Below are 18812 nucleotides of genomic sequence, written 5' to 3' on the forward strand. Positions count from 1 at the left end.
CGTCGCAATCGATTTCACGGACACCTCACAGATGCCTTTGACCCTCGGTCTGACCGGCATGGACCCGGCGACGGAGTCCGCCCTGCAGACGGCCTTCAAGGTCGCCAATGCCCAACTCGGCGGTCACTGGACTCTGGTGCCCGAGCAACAGGCCCATTTCGTGGTCGTCGACATGGACAGCATGTACGGCCCGATGAGCTGGCTACGCCTGCACGCGACCGGCAAATCGGTGATCGCCCTGACCGCGTCGCAGCGCACCCAGGCCGACTTCCTGCTGCCGCATCCGTTCACCACCGACTCGATCTCCAAGCTGCTCGGCGAGATCGCCGTGCAGTCGGGCCAGGCCTTGCCGACACCGGCTGCGGTACCTGCGCCGGCGCCGGTCGATATCCCGAAGCAGCCGCTGACCGATCCGACCGCGGCCCTGCCCGACGTCGTCGTCGAGCTGCTGCAGACCGATCGCGCCCACGCCGACGCAGCAGCCGCCAAGGCGGCGCAGCAGATCGCGGCGGCAGCGCCTGCCGCGCCGCCCCCCGCGGTCGTGCCGCCTGCTGCGGCAGAACCCGCGCCGGCAGTCGCAGCGCCGCCCGCGCCGATTCCTGCTCCCGCTGCCGCCGCAACGACCATCGCCGCGACTGCGGCGCCGGCCGCCGGCCTGATCGCGACCGGCCCGACCATCACCGCACGCGGCGACGGCCTGCTCGACTGGCTGGTGCCCGGCCGCCTGCGCGGCATGCTGCGCGTAGTCCAGGGCAACGAGCGCTTGCTGATCGACGCCGATCAGCGCAAGTACCACGGCCCGGCCGCGCTCAAGCCGCTCGCCGACTGGTTCGACCGCGGCTTCGCCGCCTCGGACTTCGAAGTCATGCCGGCCGCGCAGTGGGAAGCCGCCGCAGTCGAACTCGGCGCCTCGATGCCGCTGACGCGCCTGGTCTGGTTCGGCAATCTGCTCGCCGGCCAGGGTCGTCTCGCCCCGGGCTACGACCCGCAGCGCCGCTACCGCATGACCAAGTGGCCGCAGACCGAGCGCGAGTATCCGAAACACTTCCGCATCGCCACGGTGATGATGAAGGCCTTGTCCACGGTGGCCGAGATCGCCGAGGCCAGCGGCGTCACCGAAGCCGAGGTCGCCGACTTCATCAACGCCAGCCTCGCCACCGGCTTCGCCGAGCCCGAGGGCGATCCCACGCCGGTCGAACCGTCGAAGTCGAGCGGCGGCCTGTTCGGGCGTTTGCGCGGCCGCTGAGCCGCGCCTGCGGCGATCGGCCGCGGCATCCGGTTTTTCCCCGGCCCGGCGCCTTGCCGCGCCGGGCTGTCTGAACATGAAGCGGCCGCACTTCTTGCTCGCCTCACGCGGGGGCGGGACAATGGCCGACTAGCTGAAGACAGATGGTCGTAATGATCGATTCGCAGCGCTACCCGCGTCTTTCCCGTATTCAGGTCCCCGCCGACCTGCGCCGGTTCCCCGAAGAGGAGCTCCCGGCGATCGCCGAGGAACTGCGCGCCTACCTGATCGAACAAGTCGCGCTGGTGGGCGGCCATTTCGGCGCCGGGCTCGGCGTGATCGAGCTCACCGTGGCCTTGCACTGGCTGTACGAAACCCCGGTCGACCGACTGGTGTGGGACGTCGGCCACCAATGCTACCCGCACAAGATCCTCACCGGTCGCCGCGACGACATCCACACCGTCAAGCAGAAGGATGGCGTCGCGCCGTTTCCGAAACGTGACGAATCCGAGTACGACACCTTCGGCGTCGGCCACAGTTCGACCTCGATCTCGGCCGCGCTCGGCATGGCGCTCGCGCTGCAGCACGCCGGCGACGAGCGCAAGGTCGTGGCGGTGATCGGCGACGGCGCGATGACCGCCGGCATGGCCTTCGAAGCGCTCGCCCACGCCGGCGGCCTGGAAGACCCCGAGCCGAACATGCTGGTGATCCTCAACGACAACCAGATGTCGATCTCCGAGAACGTCGGCGGCGTCACCAAGATGCTCGGCCGCCTCACCAGCAGCCGCACCCTCAACGCGATCCGCGAAGGCGGCAAGAAGCTGCTCGGCGACAAGCGCAAGCCGGCGGCCAAGTTCGTACGCCGCTGGGAAGAGCACTGGAAGGGCATGTTCGTGCCCTCGACCTTCTTCGAGGAAGTCGGCTTCCACTACACCGGCCCGATCGACGGCCACGACCTGCCCGCGCTGCTGCACGCGATGAAGACGCTCAAGGGCCTCAAGGGCCCGCAGTTGCTGCATATCATCACCACCAAGGGCAAGGGCTACGAGCTCGCCGAGGGCGACCAGATCGGCTACCACGCGGTCGGCCCGTTCGATCCCGAGAAGGGCCTGATCAGCAAGCCCGGCGCGAAGAAGCCGAGCTATACCGACATTTTCAGCGAGTGGCTGTGCGACATGGCCGCCGCCGACGAACGCCTGCTCGGCATTACCCCGGCGATGCGCGAAGGCTCCGGCCTGGTGCGCTTCAGCAAGGAATACCCGAAGCGTTACTTCGACGTCGCCATCGCCGAACAGCACGCGGTGACGCTGGCCGCCGGCATGGCCTGCGAAGGCGCCAAGCCGGTGGTGGCGATCTACTCCACCTTCCTGCAGCGCGGCTACGACCAACTGGTGCATGACGTCGCCATCCAGAACCTCGACGTGCTGTTCGCGATCGACCGCGGCGGCGTGGTCGGGCCGGACGGTGCGACCCACGCCGGCAACCTCGATCTGTCCTATCTGCGCTGCGTGCCGAACATGCTGGTGATGGCGCCGGCCGACGAAGACGAGTGCCGCAAGATGCTCAGCACCGGCCATCGTTACGAAGGCCCGGCGGCGGTGCGTTATCCGCGCGGCACCGGCCCCGGTACGGCGATCCAGCCGACCCTCGACACCTTGCCGATCGGCAAGGCCGAGCTGCGCCGCAGCGGCTCGCGCATCGCCCTGCTCGCGTTCGGCGCGATCGTGCCCGCGGCCGAACAGGTCGGCGCCGAACTCGGCCTGACCGTGGTCAACATGCGTTTCGTCAAACCGCTCGACCGCGCGCTGATCCTGGAACTGGCGAAGACCCACGAAGGCTTCGTCACCCTCGAGGACAACGTGGTCGCCGGCGGCGCCGGCAGCGGCGTGGCCGAGTTGCTCGCGGCCGAGGGCATCGTCCTGCCGATCCTGCACCTGGGCCTGCCCGACGAGTTCCAGCACCACGCCAGCCGCGAGCAATTGCTCGCCGAAGCCGGCCTCGACGCCGCTTCGATCCGCGCCTCGGTGCTGCGCCGCTGGCCGCAGGTCACCGCGGCGCCGGTACAGACGGCGATCGGGTGATTCATGCCTGGGGCGACGGCTCGCGCCGTCGCTTTTGGGTAGGAGCGGCGCAAGCCGCGACCGCGATGCGGCCAATGCGACGCGTACTCGGTTCGGCGCGCCCTACCCCATCCACACCGGCATCAACACCAGCGCACTGAGCACGCTGGCGATCGCGATGCGGGTGCTCGCATGCGGCACGAGCGTCATCAGCAGGGTCCAGGCCAGCGCCGACAGCATCAGCGCCGCGCACCAGAACACCGGCCCTTGCGACCAGCCCCAGCCGGCGACGAACAGGGCGAAATCGAGCATCAGCAAACCCCAACCGGCCGCACGCAGCCAACGGCCGCGGCGCGGGTCGAAGGCGCGCGCGAACAACTGCCGGTGATGCTTCTCGAGTCCGAGACTGAGCAGGCACCAGGCCGCGATACCGAGACTGAAACCCAACCACAGCATGCGACGCTCCTCAGTGATCGGCCACGGCCGTGTCGTCGATCGCGGCATCGCCACGCGTCGCGCGGCTGCGCGCCGGACGCACCGGCACCGGCTGACCCGCCTTGGCGAAGGAATGCCGCGCGAGCCAGGCGAAACCGATGCAGAACGCGAGCGCGGTCAGGTCGACGCAGGCCAGGGCCCAGTCGCCGCGCGCGATGGTCGCGAACAGATGGCTTTGCGGCGCGGTCGCCAGGTTGACCAGCGGAATCAGCGCGAAAGCGACCGCGTTGAGGGCGAAGAAATGGCCCCAGCCGCGGCTGCGCACCGCCGGGATCGCCGCGTACAGCGATGCGAGAATCCAGACCGCGCAGAACACCCCGATCTCCCAGCTCGCGCGCTCCGCGGTCGCGGCCGGAATCAAACGGTTGGCGAGCAACATCGCCGCACTCGCCAGCGGCATGCCGCCGACCACGCCGAGATTCAGCGCCTGCACCAAGCCATAACCCGACCAGGCGCCAGCTTCGGCGACCTTCTTCGCGCGCTTGTTGACCCAGACCTGCATGCCGCTGGCGATCATCACGCAACCGGCCAGGCCGAGCACGAAGTACAGCCAGCGCAACGCGCTGCCGCCCCACTGCGCCATGTGCAGTCCGCCGAGGAAGGTATAGGTCTTGTAGCCGGACTTGAACGCGCCCGACTCGTGCAGCAGCTTGCCGTCGTTGGCGTCGTAGAAAACCTGGTCGAAATTCCACGCCACTGCACGGCTGTGATCGCCACCGAACGAGATCGTCGCGCTGGTGTCGTCGGGATGGTGCACGCTGACCCAGGAGATCGGTTGGCCCAGGCGTTCGCGCGCGTCGGCGATCAACTGGTCGATCGGATAGATCGACTTCAGCGGCTGGTGCGTTTCCGGGCGTTCGTAGCTGTCGCTGGCTTCGACGTAGAACTTCTCGACGTCGCCGTCGTAGGCCGCGAACAGGCCGGCCGGCATGTAGTTGGCGACGAAGATCGCCACGCCGGTGTAGGCGATCATCAGATGGAACGGCAGGCCGAGCACGCCGGTCAGGTTGTGGCCGTCGAGCCAGGCGCGCTGTCCGCCGCTGTTGGGCCGGAAGGTGAAGAAGTCCTTGAAGATACGCTTGTGGATCACGATGCCGGTCAGGATCGCGATCAGCATGAACATGCCGGCGATGCCGACGATGTACATGCCCCAGGTTTCCGAATGCAGGTTGTAATGCAGGGTGAAGAAGAACTCGCCGCCGGCGGTTTCCGGGACGACCTGACCGGTGCTGGTGTCGATGTTGATCGCGTCGTGCGGGCCGGCGTCGTAATACACCGCCGACTGCAGCGCCGGGCTGCGTTCGCTCGGCAGGGTCAGGTAATAGGCGTGCGGATGCGGCTTGGCGATCCGCTGCAGGCCTTCGATGGTGCGGCTCAGGTCGATGTTCGCGACCGGGGTCTTGCCGTGCAGCGCCGGCTGCATCCAGTGGGTCAGCTCTTTGTCGAAACAGGCGATGGTGCCGCCGACGAAGATCACGAACAGCAGCCAGCCGATCACCAGGCCGGCCCAGGTATGCAGCCAGGCCATCGCCTGCGAGAAGGTGTTCTTCATGCGTACGGGCTCACGGTCGGGCACCGAGTTCGGGGAACAGCGCGGCGATGCCATACAGCGCCATCGCCCACAGCGCCGGCGCCCAGCACGCACGCCACAGCGTGCGCGCGGCGAAGGCGTACATGGCGACGCCGCACCAGACGAAGAAACACAGCAGGCTGGCGGTGACCACGCGATCGTTGCGCCCCAGCGGCAGCACCAGGGTCAGGAACGCGGTCGAGGCGTAGGCGACGGCATAGCCGATCACGACGGCGGCGAACGCGCGCACCGCGACTGCGCCGCGATAGCGCCACGACAAGATCGGGCGCGGCTTGCGGACGGGCGCGGAGGCCGCGGGGGCGAGGGTCTGGGTCATACGCGGGTCATGGCCTGGCCGGTCCATGCGGCACTCCGGCCGAATGGGTTGTGTAGCGTGCTTGAGCATGCTGGTTATGGGGCGAGCCGCCAGTCTAATTGGCAATAGTTCTCATTTGCAAACCGGGCCGGGTCGCGCCACGGCCCCCCATGCGGCCCGACGATCGGCGGGACGACCTTGCGGACGGTGCGGTCGCCCACCGCCGCACAAGCCAATACGTGTCCCAATACAAGTCCGCTACAACTCCGACCCACAGTCCGACCCCGGGACCGGCTACGATCCCGGCTTCCGCTGAGTCCCATCCCCCGCTCAGGAGCGTCACGGATGCGTCGTGCCCTTTTTGCCGTACTGCTGTTGGCCTTGTTCCAACCTGCCGCCCTCGCCCAGCAGGCCGCACCGCCGGCCGGCGACATCCGCGATCTCGACACTTTGGTCGTCACCGGCGAACAACCCGGGCCCGGCATGTGGAAGATCGTGCGTGGCGGCCACGTGCTGTGGATCCTCGGCACCCTGAGTCCGCTGCCGAAAGACATGACCTGGCTGTCGCGCGACGTCGAAGCCGCGATCGCCGAATCGGAAGAAGTGATCGCCCCGCCCTCGGTCAACTTCGGCACCGAGCTCGGCATGCTGCGCACGATGATGCTGATCCCGACCGCGCTGAAGGCGCGCAAGAATCCGGACGGCAAGACCCTGCAGGAAATCGTTCCGGCCGATCTATATAAGCGTTGGCTGACGCTGAAGGCGCGCTACATCGGCCGCGACGGCGGCGTCGAGAAATGGCGGCCGATCTTCGCCGCGCAGGAACTCTACGAAGCGGCGATCCGCCAGTCTGGGATGACGCTCAAGGGCGTGGTCCAGCCGGTGGTCGAGAAGACTGCCAAGCAACACAACGTGCCGATCGTCGAGGCCCGAGTCACGGTCAAGATCGAAGACCCGAAGGCCGCGCTCAAGGAGTTCTCGGCCAGCGCGCTCGACGACCGCGAGTGCTTCGCCAAGACCTTGTCGCGCATCGAAGGCGACCTGGAGTCGATGCGTGCACGCGGCAATGCCTGGGCGGTCGGCGATATCGCCAGCCTGCGCACCCTGCCGCAGGGCGATCAGTACCGCACCTGCCTGGAAGCCCTGGCCACCACCGGCGTCGCCAAGCGCCTGGGCTTCGGCGACCTGCGCGAGCGCGTCACCGCGACCTGGCTGGAACGCGCGCAAGACTCGCTGGCGAAGAACCGCAGCACCTTCGCGACCTTGCCGGTGTCGGACCTGCTCGAACGCGGCGGCCTGCTCGACCGACTGCGCGAACAGGGCTATACCGTCGAAGACCCCTGAGAAGAGCTCTGAGCAGCGGCACCGGCCGCTCCGCTTGGCGCTCTGCGCTCAGTCCGACAGGCGGCGCACCCGGCCACGATGGCCGTCGACTTCGATGCGCTCGCCTTCGCTCAGCGCGCCGAGAATACCGGGCAGGTTCGCCACCGCCGGAATGCCGAACTCGCGCGCGACGATGGCGCCGTGCGACAGATAGCCGCCGGTCTCCATCACCAGCGCGCCGGCCTTGAGGAACAGCGGCGTCCAGGCGGGATCGGTACTGGGCGCGATCAGCACATCGCCGATTTCGAGCGCACCGGCCTCGCGCGGGTCGCGGACGATACGCGCCCGCCCGCTGGCGCGACCGGCGCCGATCGGCGTGCCCGGCCAGAACCCACCATCGGCATCGTGCGCCTCGGGCGCAGCGCCCGTCGCCGCGACCGCGGCGAGTTCGCCGTATTCGACCACCACCTCGGGTTCGGCCGTGGCCGCCCAGCGCAAACGCATCGCACGACGCTCGTCGGCGCGGGCCTTGGCATGACGCAGGCCGAGCCGGCCTTCGGCAACGGCGCACAGTTCCTCCGCGCTCAGGTCGAAGACTTCGTCGGCCTGGGCGAAGCCGCCGTCGCCGGACAGGCGTTCGCCCAATTTCATGGCGATGCGACGTATCGCCTCGAAGTAAGCCATCAATGCGCTGCGCGCGGCCTCGCGCTGGTTGCAATCGACGATGGCGTTGCGCAATAGATGGCGGATCAGCGGCCGCAACCAGGCCGGCGTGCACGCGCTTACGCGCTGCCAGGCCGGCGCCGAGATTTCGCGCTGGCGCTGCCGCAAGACCTCGGCATGGCGTCCGACCAAGGACGCCACCATGTCGAGCAGATAATCCGGTTGCTCGCGCCAACGCGGCTGACGCAGATAACTCTCGGCCACCGCGCGATGGCCGTAACGTTCGAGAAAGCCGGCGAATTCGCGCCGGAATGCGCTGCCCTCGGGCAACTGCGCCGACCACTGCGCGCTGTCGCGACCGGCGCTGCGCAACCACGCCAATGCGGCCTCGTCCTCGGACGCGACCTGCGCTAGTGCGATCAGGTCGTAGCCTTGTTGCGCGGTCACGCTGGCCTCGCCGCCGGCCATCAACGCCGCCGTCAGCGCCTGCCCTTCGCCGGGGCAGCGTTTGTCCACCAGATCGACCAGGGTGGTCAAGGTGCCGCCGGCCGAACCTTGCAGGAAAAACAATTCGTCCGAGGCGCGCACCTGCGCGACCTGCTGACGCAATAACGCGGCGAGGCCGCGATTACCCTGTGACAGTTCCTGTTCGCGCCAGGCTCGCGCCTGCTCGCGCGCATGGGCCAGATCCGCCGCCGCGCTGCGGCGCTTCTTGATCGAGCGTCGCATATAACGCAACAAGCGTCCGCCACGTTGCGCACGTGCGCGCCACGACGGCGTCGGCACCGCGATCGTCCCCTGGCTGCCGCCGAGCAAGGCGTTGATCGCCGCCGGCGCGATGCCGTAAGCGTCATGGCCTTCCCACTGGATCAGCGACGCCTCCAGATAGACCCGGCCGTGATGCAGGCTGGCGTGAGCGACGCCGGGCAGCACCCGATAACCGCCGAGTTCGTAACCGAGCGTCAGCATGCGGTCGGCGGCGATCGCGTACAGCGACCAGTCCATCGCCGACAGCGGCTCGGGCAGGATTTCCTTGGTGTTGCCGCGCGTCCACAGGCTCGGCTGTTGCGACAACGCCGGATAGGTATGGCGCGCGCTCGCCGTGACCGGTCGCGCCTGCACGATCCAGAAACGTTCGCCGTCCCAGACCCACTCGACGTCGAAGCGCGGCCGGGCGAAATCCAGCGCCGCCGCGGCGTCGCGCGCGAGCGCGGCGATTTCCACAGCCCCCTCCGAGGTCAGCACCGCGCGTTGCGCCAACTCGCGCGGGGTCTCGGACAATTCGGTGCCGCCGTCGGCGCGTTCGCGCGACTGTTGGCGCTTGGCGCCGACGCGTTGTTCGATCAGCTCCAGGCCGTCGTCGATGCGCCGCACCTGCAGGCGGTACTCGTCGACGTCGGCATGACCGCCGACCAACGCTTCGCCGAGGCCCCAATGCGCATTGATCAACACGCGGTCGTCGCGCCCGGACAACGGGTCGCAGGTGAAGACCACGCCGGAAGCGACCGTCGGCAACAACGGCATGATCACCACCGCCATCGCCGCGTCGTCGGCCGCGAAACCGAAGCGTTCGCGATACGCGACGGCCGCGGGTTCGCGTGCCGAATCCCACACCGAAACGATCGCGGCGGCGAGCGCCTGCGCACCGCGGACGTTGAGGCAGGAGCGATGCAGGCCGGCGAACGAAGCGCGCGCCGAATCCTCCTGCGGCGCCGACGAACGCACCGCGAGTGCGCGCTCGCTCCAACCGCGGGCATGTATTTCCTCGAGGATGCGCGCCAGCAGTTCCGGCGGCACCGAGCCATCGGCGGATCGATCTCGACTCGCTGCAGCCACAATCACCAGACCGTCCGGCACCGGCAGTCCCAACTTCGCCATCCGGCCGAGCTGCCAGCCTTTGCCGCCGGCCTGCGCAGGCCCGGCTTCGACCGCGGCCGGCCAGTCCAGCAACGAGGCGCTCATCGCGGCTTCCGCACGCCGAGCGGGCGGCTCGCACCATGGACGAAGATAGCGACGATCGCGGCGAATTCGTTTTCCAGATCGCCGTCCGCGCTCGCCAGCCAACGCATCAGCGCGGCGAGATGCAGATGCTGCAACAAGCTCGCCAGGTGCGCCGGCGACAAGTCGTCGCGCAGTTCGCCGCGGCCCTGCCCGGCCTCGATCCAGGCCTCGAACAAACGCTCCATGCCGCTGCGCTCGCCCACGTCGTCGCGCGCACGCGCCGCGGCGTCGACCTGCCTGAAACGGAAGCGCAGGTAATGCGGCAGATACGCGCGCCGCCCTTCGTACCACTGCGCCGAGGCCTCCAGCCAACTCGACAGATGCGAAACGAAGCCGACGCGCTCGTCGGAGCCGTCGCTCAGCCCCTCCATGACGCCCATGGCCGAGGCCAGCTCGCCATGGAACTGATGCGCGAGCAAGGCCTCCTTGACCGGAAAGTGGTTATAGAGCGTGCCCTTGGCGACGTCGGCGGCCTCGGCGATCTGCTCCATCGTCACCGCCTCGAAGCCACGCGCCTCAAACAACCCGAATGCGGTCGCGGCGAGATGGTCGAGGGTCTGGTTGCGCTTGCGCTCACGGCGGCCGGCCTCGGGGGCCGGCTCGGGCTGGGGCTTGGACTGCGATCTGGGAACCGGCATGGGCTCTTGCCTTGGTGGACCAAGGACAATTTTATACATCGTTCAATTTTATCGGCAAGTGCCTCGCCGCCCTTCCCGCCCGCCCTGCTGCGTCGCTCAACCGCGCGAGCGCATATCGTCCAGCACCGGCACCAGGGCCAAGGTCATCAGCAGAGCGGCGAGCGGGATCGTGACGCCGAAACCGATCCGGCCGAACCCGACCGCCCCGGTTACGCCGCCGACGAAGAACGCGGCGACCAGAATGGCCAGGGTCCTGAGCTTGCGGGGATTCGCCGTCACTCGCGGGACGATTTCGCTGTCGGGGGTGCGGTTCCAGTACAGCAACTTGCCGAGCTCGATGCCGAGGTCGGTGATCATGCCGGTGACATGGGTCGTGCGGATTTCCGCGCGCGACAGTTTGGTGATCATGGCGTTCTGCAGGCCCATGATGAAACACAGCACCATCACCGTGACCGACACGAACAACAGTTGCCGTCCCTGCAGGTTGCCGCCCAGCAGACCGAACGCGAGCAAGAGGCCGGCCTCGATCAACAAGGGCAGAGCGAACTCGCTGTGCAACCGGCGTCGGCGCCCCCAATTGATCAGGATCGCCGAACAAGCGGCGCCGGCGACGAAAGACAGCAACGCACCGAGGCCGTCGAGCATCAGGCCCAGGCTGCCGAGCGCGAGGTCGTCGGCCATCGCCGACAAAATGCCGGACATATGCGAGGTGTACTGCTTCACCGCGAGGAAACCGCCGGCGTTGACCGCACCGGCGACGAAGGCCAGGTAATAGGCGAGGTGGCGGTCGGCGCCCGGGCGGCGCTCCCTGCCGGTCAGATTACGGAGATAAGCGACAGGCATTCGGCCCTCTGCACAACCGCGCCGGCGATTCGCGACGGCCTGCATTATCGCTTGCGCGAGACCCGGTGGCCCTGGGCGCCTGCGAGGCCAGCCCACGGCCCCGATGGCTGTCAGGCCGCCTGACCCGAAGCTCATGCCGGGGTAGTTCGTACCGAATATGGCCCGCTCGCTACCGGCAACAAGACGCTCCTAGGCTCAACCGGACGCGCGCCTGCAGGTCGCAGGGCAAGCCTCTCTAATTCGCCCGAATGCCCCTCCCCTGCTCTCCGCGACTGCCAGCGACATTTCGACGACGCCAACGCCAAGACCATGCCGCCACTCCCGGCCCTGCCGTTCACTCGACGAGATCTCGATGACCCACCTCGGTTCGCTCATCCCTACGACTGCAGACTCCAATCATTGGCCGCCGTCCGGCCGACGCAGGCTGCGCACGCTCGCAGCCGCGATCGCGGCCTCGCTGCTGTTGACCCTGTCGCCGGCGGCCCTGGCGATGGACGACGACGAGGACGACGACGGAGGTTGGGAATTCGCGATCGGCGCCGGCGTGCTGCATCAACCCGACTACATGGGCTCGGACGATTACAAAACCGATCCGGTGCCGTTTGTTTACGCCAACTTCGGCGAGCGCTTCTACATCCACGGCCCCGACTTCGGATGGAACCTGGTGGAGCACAACGGATGGAGCTTGAGCGGAGTCGGCCGCTATCAAGTAAGCGCCGAGCGCAAGAGCAAGGACAATCCGGCGTTGAAGGGCCTGGAAGACATCGACGCGGGATTGGATCTCGGCCTCGGCATCGCTTACGAGTCCGGGGCCTGGTCGGCGCAGTTGCACGTGCTCAAAGACATGTCGGACGTCTACGACGGCCGCCATGCGGAACTGGAAGTCGGCCGCGAGTTCCAGGTCGGCTCGCGTACCCGCATCGAAGTGTCGGCGACCGCGGCCTGGGCCGACGACCGCTACATGCAGACCTACTTCGGCATCACGCCTGCGCAATCGGCATCGAGCGGTCTGCGCGCGCACCAGGCCGGCGCCGGATTGAAGGCGGTAGGCCTCGGCGTCCAGGTCGATCGCTATCTCGGCGAACACTGGATGCTGTCGGGGCATCTGGAATTGGAACGGCTGCTCGGCGACGCGCGCGACAGCCCGCTGGTCAAGGACCACGGCTCGGCGAGCCAGCCCAACCTGGGCGTGTTCCTCGGCTACCGTTTCTGATCCCGGGATGACGCTCATGCCCGCCTCGCAACCCATGTCGCAGCGCATGCTTCCGCCCGCGCCGGCGATGAACCGGCCACCGCTCGACGAGTACCATCGGCGCATGCCGACCGACCCTCTGCGCATCCTCATCGTCGAAGACAATGCCGATCTGGCCGGCAATCTGTTCGACTTCTTCCAGACCCAGGGCCACCTGATGGACGCGGCGCCGGACGGGCTGTCGGCGCTGCATTTGATCGCGCAACAGCGCTACGACGTGATCGTCCTGGATTGGATGATGCCGCGCCTGGACGGGCCGGGCTTCTTGCGTCGGCTGCGCAAGGACGCGCTGTGCGATACGCCGGTGCTGATGCTGACGGCCAAGGACCGGCTCGACGACAAGCTCGCCGGTTTCGAAGCCGGCGCCGACGATTACCTGGTCAAACCGTTCGCCTTGCCCGAACTGGTCGTGCGCATGCGCGCGCTGGTCGCACGCGACCGCAAAACGGTGATCGCCGAGCGCGCGCTGCAGTTCGGCGAACTGCGCTTGTACCCGCACACGCACGAAGCCGTCCGCGCCGACAAACCGCTGAAGCTGTCGCCGACCGGCCGCATCCTGCTCGAACTGCTGCTGCGCGCGGCGCCGAACGTGGTCACGCGCCGCGAACTGGAACGCGCGCTGTGGGGCGAAGACGCCCCCGACCTCGACCTGCTGCGCTCGCATATGCACGTGCTGCGCAAGGCGGTCGACGGCCCATTCGAACAGAAGCTGATACGCACCGTGCAGCGCGCGGGCTACCGACTCGACGACGGAACGGCGCATGCACGCGATGACTGAAAGCCGCGCGGGCCTGCGCCGCCTGAGCCTGCGTTGGCACCTCAACGTCGCCTTCGCGATCATCGGCGCGTTGCTGCTGGCCGGCGCCCTGGTCCAGGGCGCCTTGAGCCAGCGGCTGCTCGAAAGCCGCTATTGGGCGACCCTGCTCGGCTCGAGCCTGGACAGCCATCTCGCCCAAGGCGGCGCCGCGGATCGCGGCTTGCCGCAGTCCGGGCTGCTGCGCATATGGCGGGTGCCGGCACGCGCAGGCGAAGCGGCGTTGCCGCCCGGTATCGCCGCCTTGCAACCGGGTTTCCGGCAAGAGCAGGTCGAGATCGGCGATCGCGAGTACATGATGCTGGTGCGCGACGTCGGCCGTGAGCGTTACTACGTCGCCCAAGACATCACCGAGCTCGAACACGACCAGAACCTCAGCGTGCTCTACGGGCTGTCGTTCGTGGCGCTGGGGCTGGTCTTGATCGCACTGGCGCTGCACTGGCTGGCGCGCCACCTGTCGACGCCGGTACGCGATCTCGCCGAGCGCATGATCCGGCTGGAACCGGGCACGCCGAACGCGCGGCTGCCGTCGGACTATCGCGAGTCGGAGATCGCGACGATCGCAGCGGCGGCCAATGCCCACCTCGACCGCGTCGAAAGTTTCATCGAGCGCGAGCGCGCCCTGCTGGATCAGGCCAGCCACGAGTTCCGCACGCCGATCAGCGTCATCGCCGGAGCCGCCGAAGTCCTGCGCGCCCTGCCCGACATGCCGGCCGCCGCCGAGCGCCCCCTGCTGCGCATCGAGAGGACCATCGCCAATCTCAACGAGGTCATGGTCGCCTTGCTGTACCTGGCGCGCGAACGGCGCAGCGGCGCGGCGATCGAGGAATCCTGCGCCCTCGACCGATTCCTGCCCGAACTGGTCGGCGACCACCAGCACCTGTTGCGCGGCAAACAGGTCGAGATCGGCCTGTCGCTGCCGCCGAACCTGTGCGTCGCCGCGCCCGAAGCGATGCTGCGCATCGCGATAGGCAATTTGCTGCGCAACGCCGCCGAGAACACCGTCGCCGGGCGGATCGAGGTGTCGATCCCGGCCGACGCGACCGTGCTGCAGATCGTCGACACAGGCATCGGCGTCGATGCCGCGGTAGTGGCCGCTCACTTCAACCGCAGCTTGCGCGCCACACCGGAGACCGAGGTCAGCCGCGGCCTGGGCTTGTTCCTGGTGCACCGCATCTGCGAACGCTTCGGCTGGACCCTGCGCATCGAAGCCCTGGCCCAGGGCGGCACCCGCGCCAGTCTCGATTTCGGCGCCGGCCTGGACACCCTCGCCGCCGACTGATCCCGTCGCGGCTCGTTCCGACCCGTTCGCGCCGGCGCTGTCACGACGAGCGCTGCGTCGCGCCGTATCCGCCTGCCTCTCGTTCGCATACGCAGAAGTCCGCCGCCATGCCCACTCGCTTCTCGCAAGTCCTGCGCGCCCTGCGCCATGCCGGCGCCACCGCTCGTCCGCACGGCCGAATCGGCCGCTTGTTGCATGGCGCGACCGGCGCGCTGTTGGTCTACAACTTCTTCGTCAACGGCGAGACCCGCAACGCCTTGTTCGACCCCGCCGCGATGCGCAGCGAATTGGTCTTCGGCGTCGCTTTGGGACTGCTGTTCCTGCTGCGCTGGGCGTGGATGCGGCGGCAAGGGCATTCCCGGCTGCCGGCCGATGCGCCGGCCTGGGAGCAGCGTCTGTCGCGCTGGGCGCATCGGGCGATTTACGGTCTACTCGCCTACGTAGTGCTCAGCGGCGTCGCCATCGCCGGGCTCCGCCCGGGTGCCGTGATCGACCCGGAAGCGGTTTTCTTCGCCAGCGACCAACCGCTGCTCAACTTCGTCCTGGACACCCATGCCGCCGCGGCCAATCTGCTGTTGCTGCTGATCCTCATGCACGTGTTGGCCGCGCTCTGGCACCTGTTCGTGCGGCGCGACGGGGTGTGGCAGTCGATGATCGGCCGCTGGCCCTGGCGAGGTTGAACCCGGCGCTCGGGCCGGGATCATCGCTCCGTTCAGTGCCGATGAGGTTCGCAAGCTGAGCAGGCGTCATGAAGCGGCGCGCATGCGGAACAAGCCTAGGGCTCAGCCGGCCGAATGCTTGGATGACGGAGGATATTCGACGGACACGAGACCGCTTGCGCCGCGCTTGCGGCTGGCTTGTCTGGCGGTGTGGTGTCTGACTGCGAGACGCCCGGCAGCGGTGTGCGCAAGGACCAATCACTTGCACCCGCACCCTCGACTCGCTTCGATCTAGTGGTCGGGACGGCCGGATTTGAACCGACGACCCTCTGCCCCCCAGGCAGATGCGCTACCAGGCTGCGCTACGCCCCGACGTGTTGCTAGATCTGTTCTTGCAGGTCAGCTCTCGCAAAGAGCTCCGCTCTTGCGAACGGGCGGCAAGTATAGCCGCTGCCGCCGGCAATGGGGAATCGGGACTGGAAAATCGGCTGACGCGAGCGCCGCGTCCGATTCCCCACTCCCGATGCCCGAATCCCGGCCGGCCCTTCAGCGGCGCAGCAGTTGCAGGACTTCTTCCAGCTCCATGCGCACTTGCTTGACGATCTGCGAGCTCAACGCCGATTCGTCCTTCGCCGAGTCGCCTTCCAGGCGCAGGCGCGCGCCGCCGATCGTATAGCCCTGCTCGTACAGCAGGCCGCGGATCTGGCGCACCATCAGCACCTCGTGGCGCTGGTAGTAGCGGCGGTTGCCGCGGCGCTTGACCGGATTGAGGGTGGGAAACTCGGTCTCCCAGTAACGCAGCACGTGCGGCTTGACGTCGCACAGCTCGCTGACCTCACCGATCGTGAAATAGCGCTTCGCCGGGATCGGCGGAAGTTCTCGGTTGCTGCCCGGGTCAAGCATGCTCGCCTCCGCTGTACGCTTCGACGCGTTCCTTCAGTTTCTGGCCCGGACGGAAGGTCACCACCGTACGCGCCGAAATCGGGATCTCCTCGCCGGTCTTCGGGTTGCGACCGGGCCGCTGGTTCTTGCGGCGCAGATCGAAATTGCCGAAACCCGACAGCTTGACCTGCCGTCCCTGCTCCAGAGCCTCGCGCAACGCATCGAAAAATGCGTCGACGAACTCCTTGGCCTCGCGCTTGTTCAGCCCGACTTCGTCGAACAACCGCTCCGCCATTTCCGCTTTCGTTAGTGCCATTTTGTCCTCTGCGCGACACCCGGGCTGGGACCGGGGCCGCAATCGCCACACGCCTCGCGAGTACTCACGTGCGCAACCGGGCACCGTGTTCGCGTTCCACCGCTGCCGTCACTTCGGCCACGACCGCGTCCACATCCCGATCGGTCAGGGTGCGCGATTCATCCTGCAGAATCAAGCCCATAGCGAGACTCTTGAATCCGGTTTCCACGCCCTTGCCCTGGTAGCGGTCGAACAGGACCAGCTCGCGCAGGCTGGGGCCGGCGGCCGCCTGAACGGTGGCCTGGATGGCCGACCAGGCCACCGATTCGGCGACGATGAACGCCCGATCGCGGCGCACCGAGGGGTATTTGGACAACGCCGCGGCCCTGGGGATGGCGCGCTCGACCAGCGGCGCCAGGTCCAGCTCGAAGGCGACCACGTCCTGGTCGAGGTCCAGCGCCTTCAGCAGGCGCGGGTGCAGCTGGCCGATCCAGCCCAGCCGGCGCTCGGCGCCGCCGTCGACCCGATAGACATCGGCCGAGCGGCCCGGGTGGGCCCAGGGCTGTTGCGACGGACGGTAGTCCAGGCGCGCACCGGCGGCGGCCGCAAGGCTGTCGAGATCGCCACGCAGGTCGTGAAAACCGACCGGACGCGCGCTGGCGCCCCACTGCTCGGCCTGGACGTCGCCGCAGACCGCCGCGGCGATGCGCTGGGTCTCCAGCGGCGCGGCCGCGGGGTTGGCGCGGAACACGTTGCCGAGCTCGAACAGGCGCACGCGCGACTGCTGGCGCGAGGCGTTGCGGGCCAGGGCCGCGACCAACCCGGGCAGCAGCAGGGTGCGCATCACCCCGAGTTCGGCGCTGAGCGGGTTGGCCAAGGGCACCGCGCCCTCGCCGGCTTGCCACTGCTCTAGCCAGGCGGCGTCGACGAAGGCGTAGTTGACCGCTTCCAGATAATCGCGCGCGGCCAACTGGCGGCGCACGGTGGCGGCATCGACGCGGGTCTCGCTCGGCGCCACCAGGCGCGCCGAACCGGCCGGCAAGGTGGTCGGGATCCGGTCGTAACCGTGGATGCGGGCGATTTCCTCGATCAGGTCTTCCTCGATCGCGATATCGAAACGGCGGCTCGGCGGGGTTACGCGCCAGCCGTCGGCAGCGGCTTCGACGGTCAGGCCGAGCGCACCGAGGATGCGCTCGACTTCGTTGTCGGCCACGACCAGGCCGAGCACGCGCGCCAGGCGCGCGCGTCGCAGCGCGACCGGCTGCGGATGCGGCAAATGATCCGGCAATGCCGACTCGATCAACGGCCCCGGGGTGCCGCCGGCGATGTCGAGGATCAAACGGGTCGCGTATTCGATGGCGATGCGCGGCAGCTCGGGATCGACGCCGCGCTCGAAGCGGTGGCCGGCATCGGTGTGCAGGCCGAGCTTGCGGCCGCGGCCGATGATCGCCGCGGGGGCGAAATGCGCCGCCTCCAGGAACACGTTGCGGGTCGCATCGGTGACCCGGCTGTCGAAGCCGCCCATGATGCCGCCGAGGGCGATCACGCGCTGCGCGTCGCCGCTGCCGTCGGTGATCGCCAGGAACGACTCGTCGAGACTCACGGTCTGGCCGTTGAGCAGCTTGGTGGTCTCGCCGGCGCGCGCATGGCGCACGCCGACCGGGCCCTGCAGGGTGTCGCGGTCGAAGGCGTGCATGGGCTGGCCGATTTCGAGCATCACGTACTGGGTGACGTCGACCAGCAGCGAGACCGGACGCACGCCGCTGCGGCGCAGGCGCTCGGCCATCCACACCGGCGTCGGCGTGGCGGCGTCGAGGCCTTCGATGATGCGGCCGCAATAACGCGGCACGTCGGCGCCGGCGTCGAGTTCGACCTGCAGGCTCGCGGCGATCGCGGCCTCGATCGGCACGATCTCCAGCGGGCTCACCGCGCTGCTGGTGGCGGCGGCGACGTCGTAGGCGATGCCGCGCACGCTGAAGCAATCGGCGCGGTTCGGGGTCAGCTTGATCTCGATGCTGGCGTCGGGCAACGCGAGGTACTGCGCCAACGGCGTGCCGAGCGGCGCGTCGGACGGCAACTCGAGCAGGCCCGAAGCATCCGGGTCGACGCCGAGTTCCTTGGCCGAGCACAACATGCCGAAGGATTCGACGCCACGCAGCTTGGCGGCCTTGATCGCGATGCCGCCGGGCAGCGAGGCGCCGACGCGCGCGAGCGGCGCGACCAGGCCGGCGCGCGCGTTGGGCGCGCCGCACACGATCTGCACCATGCCGTGGCCGGTGTCGACCTGGCAGACCTGCAGACGGTCGGCTTCGGGATGCTTCTCGGCGCTGACGATGCGGGCGACGACCACGCCGTCCAGCGATTCGCCCAGGGCGACGACTTCTTCGACTTCGAGGCCGATCGCGGTCAACGTCGCAGCGAGCTGCTCACGCGTGGCGGTGGTCGGCACATGCTGGCGCAGCCAGTTTTCGGAGAATTTCATGGGGATTCCGTG

Annotated in this window: 15 protein-coding genes, 1 tRNA gene and 1 pseudogene; 7 read left to right on the forward strand and 10 right to left on the reverse strand. The window is 68.3% G+C overall.

Annotated elements, in window-relative coordinates; translation table 11 throughout:
* The first annotated feature begins 31 nt into the window (after window positions 1–31).
* Entirely contained in the window at window positions 32–1246 is a 1215-nt protein-coding gene (locus ACTOWK_RS11460; protein WP_441330293.1) for a hypothetical protein, read from the forward strand.
* Window positions 1247–1398: 152 nt separating this feature from the next.
* The gene (gene dxs / locus ACTOWK_RS11465) at window positions 1399–3306 is read left to right on the forward strand and encodes a 1-deoxy-D-xylulose-5-phosphate synthase (RefSeq protein WP_441330294.1); all 1908 of its coding nucleotides are present in this window, start codon (window positions 1399–1401) and stop codon (window positions 3304–3306) included.
* Window positions 3307–3408: 102 nt separating this feature from the next.
* On the opposite strand, the gene ACTOWK_RS11470 is transcribed toward dxs, so the two are convergent.
* The 3 genes from ACTOWK_RS11470 to ACTOWK_RS11480 are packed head-to-tail and all read right to left on the reverse strand — an operon-like array spanning window position 3409 to window position 5687.
* Window positions 3409–3741 carry a DUF3325 domain-containing protein gene (locus ACTOWK_RS11470; protein WP_441330295.1) on the reverse strand — a complete coding sequence of 111 codons (333 nt, stop codon included), beginning with the start codon at window positions 3739–3741 and terminating at the stop codon, window positions 3409–3411.
* 10 nt (window positions 3742–3751) lie between these two features.
* Window positions 3752–5332: a PepSY-associated TM helix domain-containing protein gene (locus tag ACTOWK_RS11475; protein WP_441330296.1), complete on the reverse strand. Its 1581-nt coding sequence runs from the start codon at window positions 5330–5332 to the stop codon at window positions 3752–3754.
* A 10-nt stretch (window positions 5333–5342) separates the two neighbouring features.
* A complete protein-coding gene (locus ACTOWK_RS11480; protein WP_441330297.1) occupies window positions 5343–5687 on the reverse strand; it encodes a hypothetical protein in 345 nt (114 codons plus the stop codon).
* Between the two features lie 324 nt (window positions 5688–6011).
* Here ACTOWK_RS11480 and ACTOWK_RS11485 point away from each other — a divergent pair, with 324 nt between their 5' ends.
* Window positions 6012–7010, forward strand: coding sequence for a TraB/GumN family protein (locus tag ACTOWK_RS11485; protein ID WP_441330298.1), 999 nt, complete (start codon window positions 6012–6014; stop codon window positions 7008–7010).
* A 48-nt stretch (window positions 7011–7058) separates the two neighbouring features.
* Here the strand turns inward: ACTOWK_RS11485 and ACTOWK_RS11490 are convergent, their stop codons facing one another.
* From ACTOWK_RS11490 to ACTOWK_RS11500, 3 genes and pseudogenes are all read right to left on the reverse strand, one after another.
* The gene (locus tag ACTOWK_RS11490; protein WP_441330299.1) at window positions 7059–9614 is read right to left on the reverse strand and encodes a PEP/pyruvate-binding domain-containing protein; all 2556 of its coding nucleotides are present in this window, start codon (window positions 9612–9614) and stop codon (window positions 7059–7061) included.
* A complete protein-coding gene (locus tag ACTOWK_RS11495) occupies window positions 9611–10291 on the reverse strand; it encodes a TetR/AcrR family transcriptional regulator (protein ID WP_441330300.1) in 681 nt (226 codons plus the stop codon). Before ACTOWK_RS11495 ends, ACTOWK_RS11490 begins: the two co-directional genes overlap by 4 nt.
* Before the next feature lie 102 nt (window positions 10292–10393).
* A pseudogene (locus ACTOWK_RS11500) lies at window positions 10394–11134 on the reverse strand (YoaK family protein); the annotation flags it as partial.
* Window positions 11135–11486: 352 nt separating this feature from the next.
* Between ACTOWK_RS11500 and ACTOWK_RS11505 the strand changes: the two are divergent.
* The 4 genes from ACTOWK_RS11505 to ACTOWK_RS11520 all read left to right on the forward strand — a co-directional run bounded on the left by ACTOWK_RS11505 (window position 11487) and on the right by ACTOWK_RS11520 (window position 15162).
* Complete coding sequence (locus tag ACTOWK_RS11505; RefSeq protein ID WP_441330301.1) at window positions 11487–12347, forward strand: MipA/OmpV family protein; 861 nt, start codon at window positions 11487–11489, stop codon at window positions 12345–12347.
* Between the two features lie 118 nt (window positions 12348–12465).
* Window positions 12466–13164, forward strand: a complete 699-nt coding sequence (locus ACTOWK_RS11510) for a response regulator transcription factor (protein ID WP_441330340.1) — start codon at window positions 12466–12468, stop codon at window positions 13162–13164.
* Window positions 13148–14482: a sensor histidine kinase gene (locus ACTOWK_RS11515; RefSeq protein ID WP_441330302.1), complete on the forward strand. Its 1335-nt coding sequence runs from the start codon at window positions 13148–13150 to the stop codon at window positions 14480–14482. Before ACTOWK_RS11510 ends, ACTOWK_RS11515 begins: the two co-directional genes overlap by 17 nt.
* Window positions 14483–14589: 107 nt before the next feature.
* Window positions 14590–15162 carry a cytochrome b gene (locus ACTOWK_RS11520; RefSeq protein WP_441330303.1) on the forward strand — a complete coding sequence of 191 codons (573 nt, stop codon included), beginning with the start codon at window positions 14590–14592 and terminating at the stop codon, window positions 15160–15162.
* A gap of 274 nt (window positions 15163–15436) precedes the next feature.
* Here ACTOWK_RS11520 and ACTOWK_RS11525 read toward each other — a convergent pair.
* The 4 genes from ACTOWK_RS11525 to pheT form a co-directional block, all read right to left on the reverse strand.
* A tRNA-Pro gene (locus tag ACTOWK_RS11525) sits at window positions 15437–15513 on the reverse strand.
* A 174-nt stretch (window positions 15514–15687) separates the two neighbouring features.
* Window positions 15688–16044, reverse strand: a complete 357-nt coding sequence (locus tag ACTOWK_RS11530) for a MerR family transcriptional regulator (protein WP_031370382.1) — start codon at window positions 16042–16044, stop codon at window positions 15688–15690.
* Window positions 16037–16339, reverse strand: coding sequence for an integration host factor subunit alpha (locus ACTOWK_RS11535; RefSeq protein WP_031370383.1), 303 nt, complete (start codon window positions 16337–16339; stop codon window positions 16037–16039). The genes ACTOWK_RS11530 and ACTOWK_RS11535 overlap by 8 nt, the downstream gene beginning before the upstream one ends.
* A 64-nt stretch (window positions 16340–16403) precedes the next feature.
* Window positions 16404–18800 (reverse strand): phenylalanine--tRNA ligase subunit beta, encoded by a 2397-nt coding sequence (pheT, locus tag ACTOWK_RS11540; RefSeq protein ID WP_441330304.1) that lies wholly within the window; start codon window positions 18798–18800, stop codon window positions 16404–16406.
* Between the last annotated feature and the right edge of the window lie 12 nt (window positions 18801–18812).

This window comes from Lysobacter sp. CA196 (genome assembly GCF_052078695.1).
Taxonomy (GTDB): Bacteria; Pseudomonadota; Gammaproteobacteria; order Xanthomonadales; family Xanthomonadaceae; genus Lysobacter.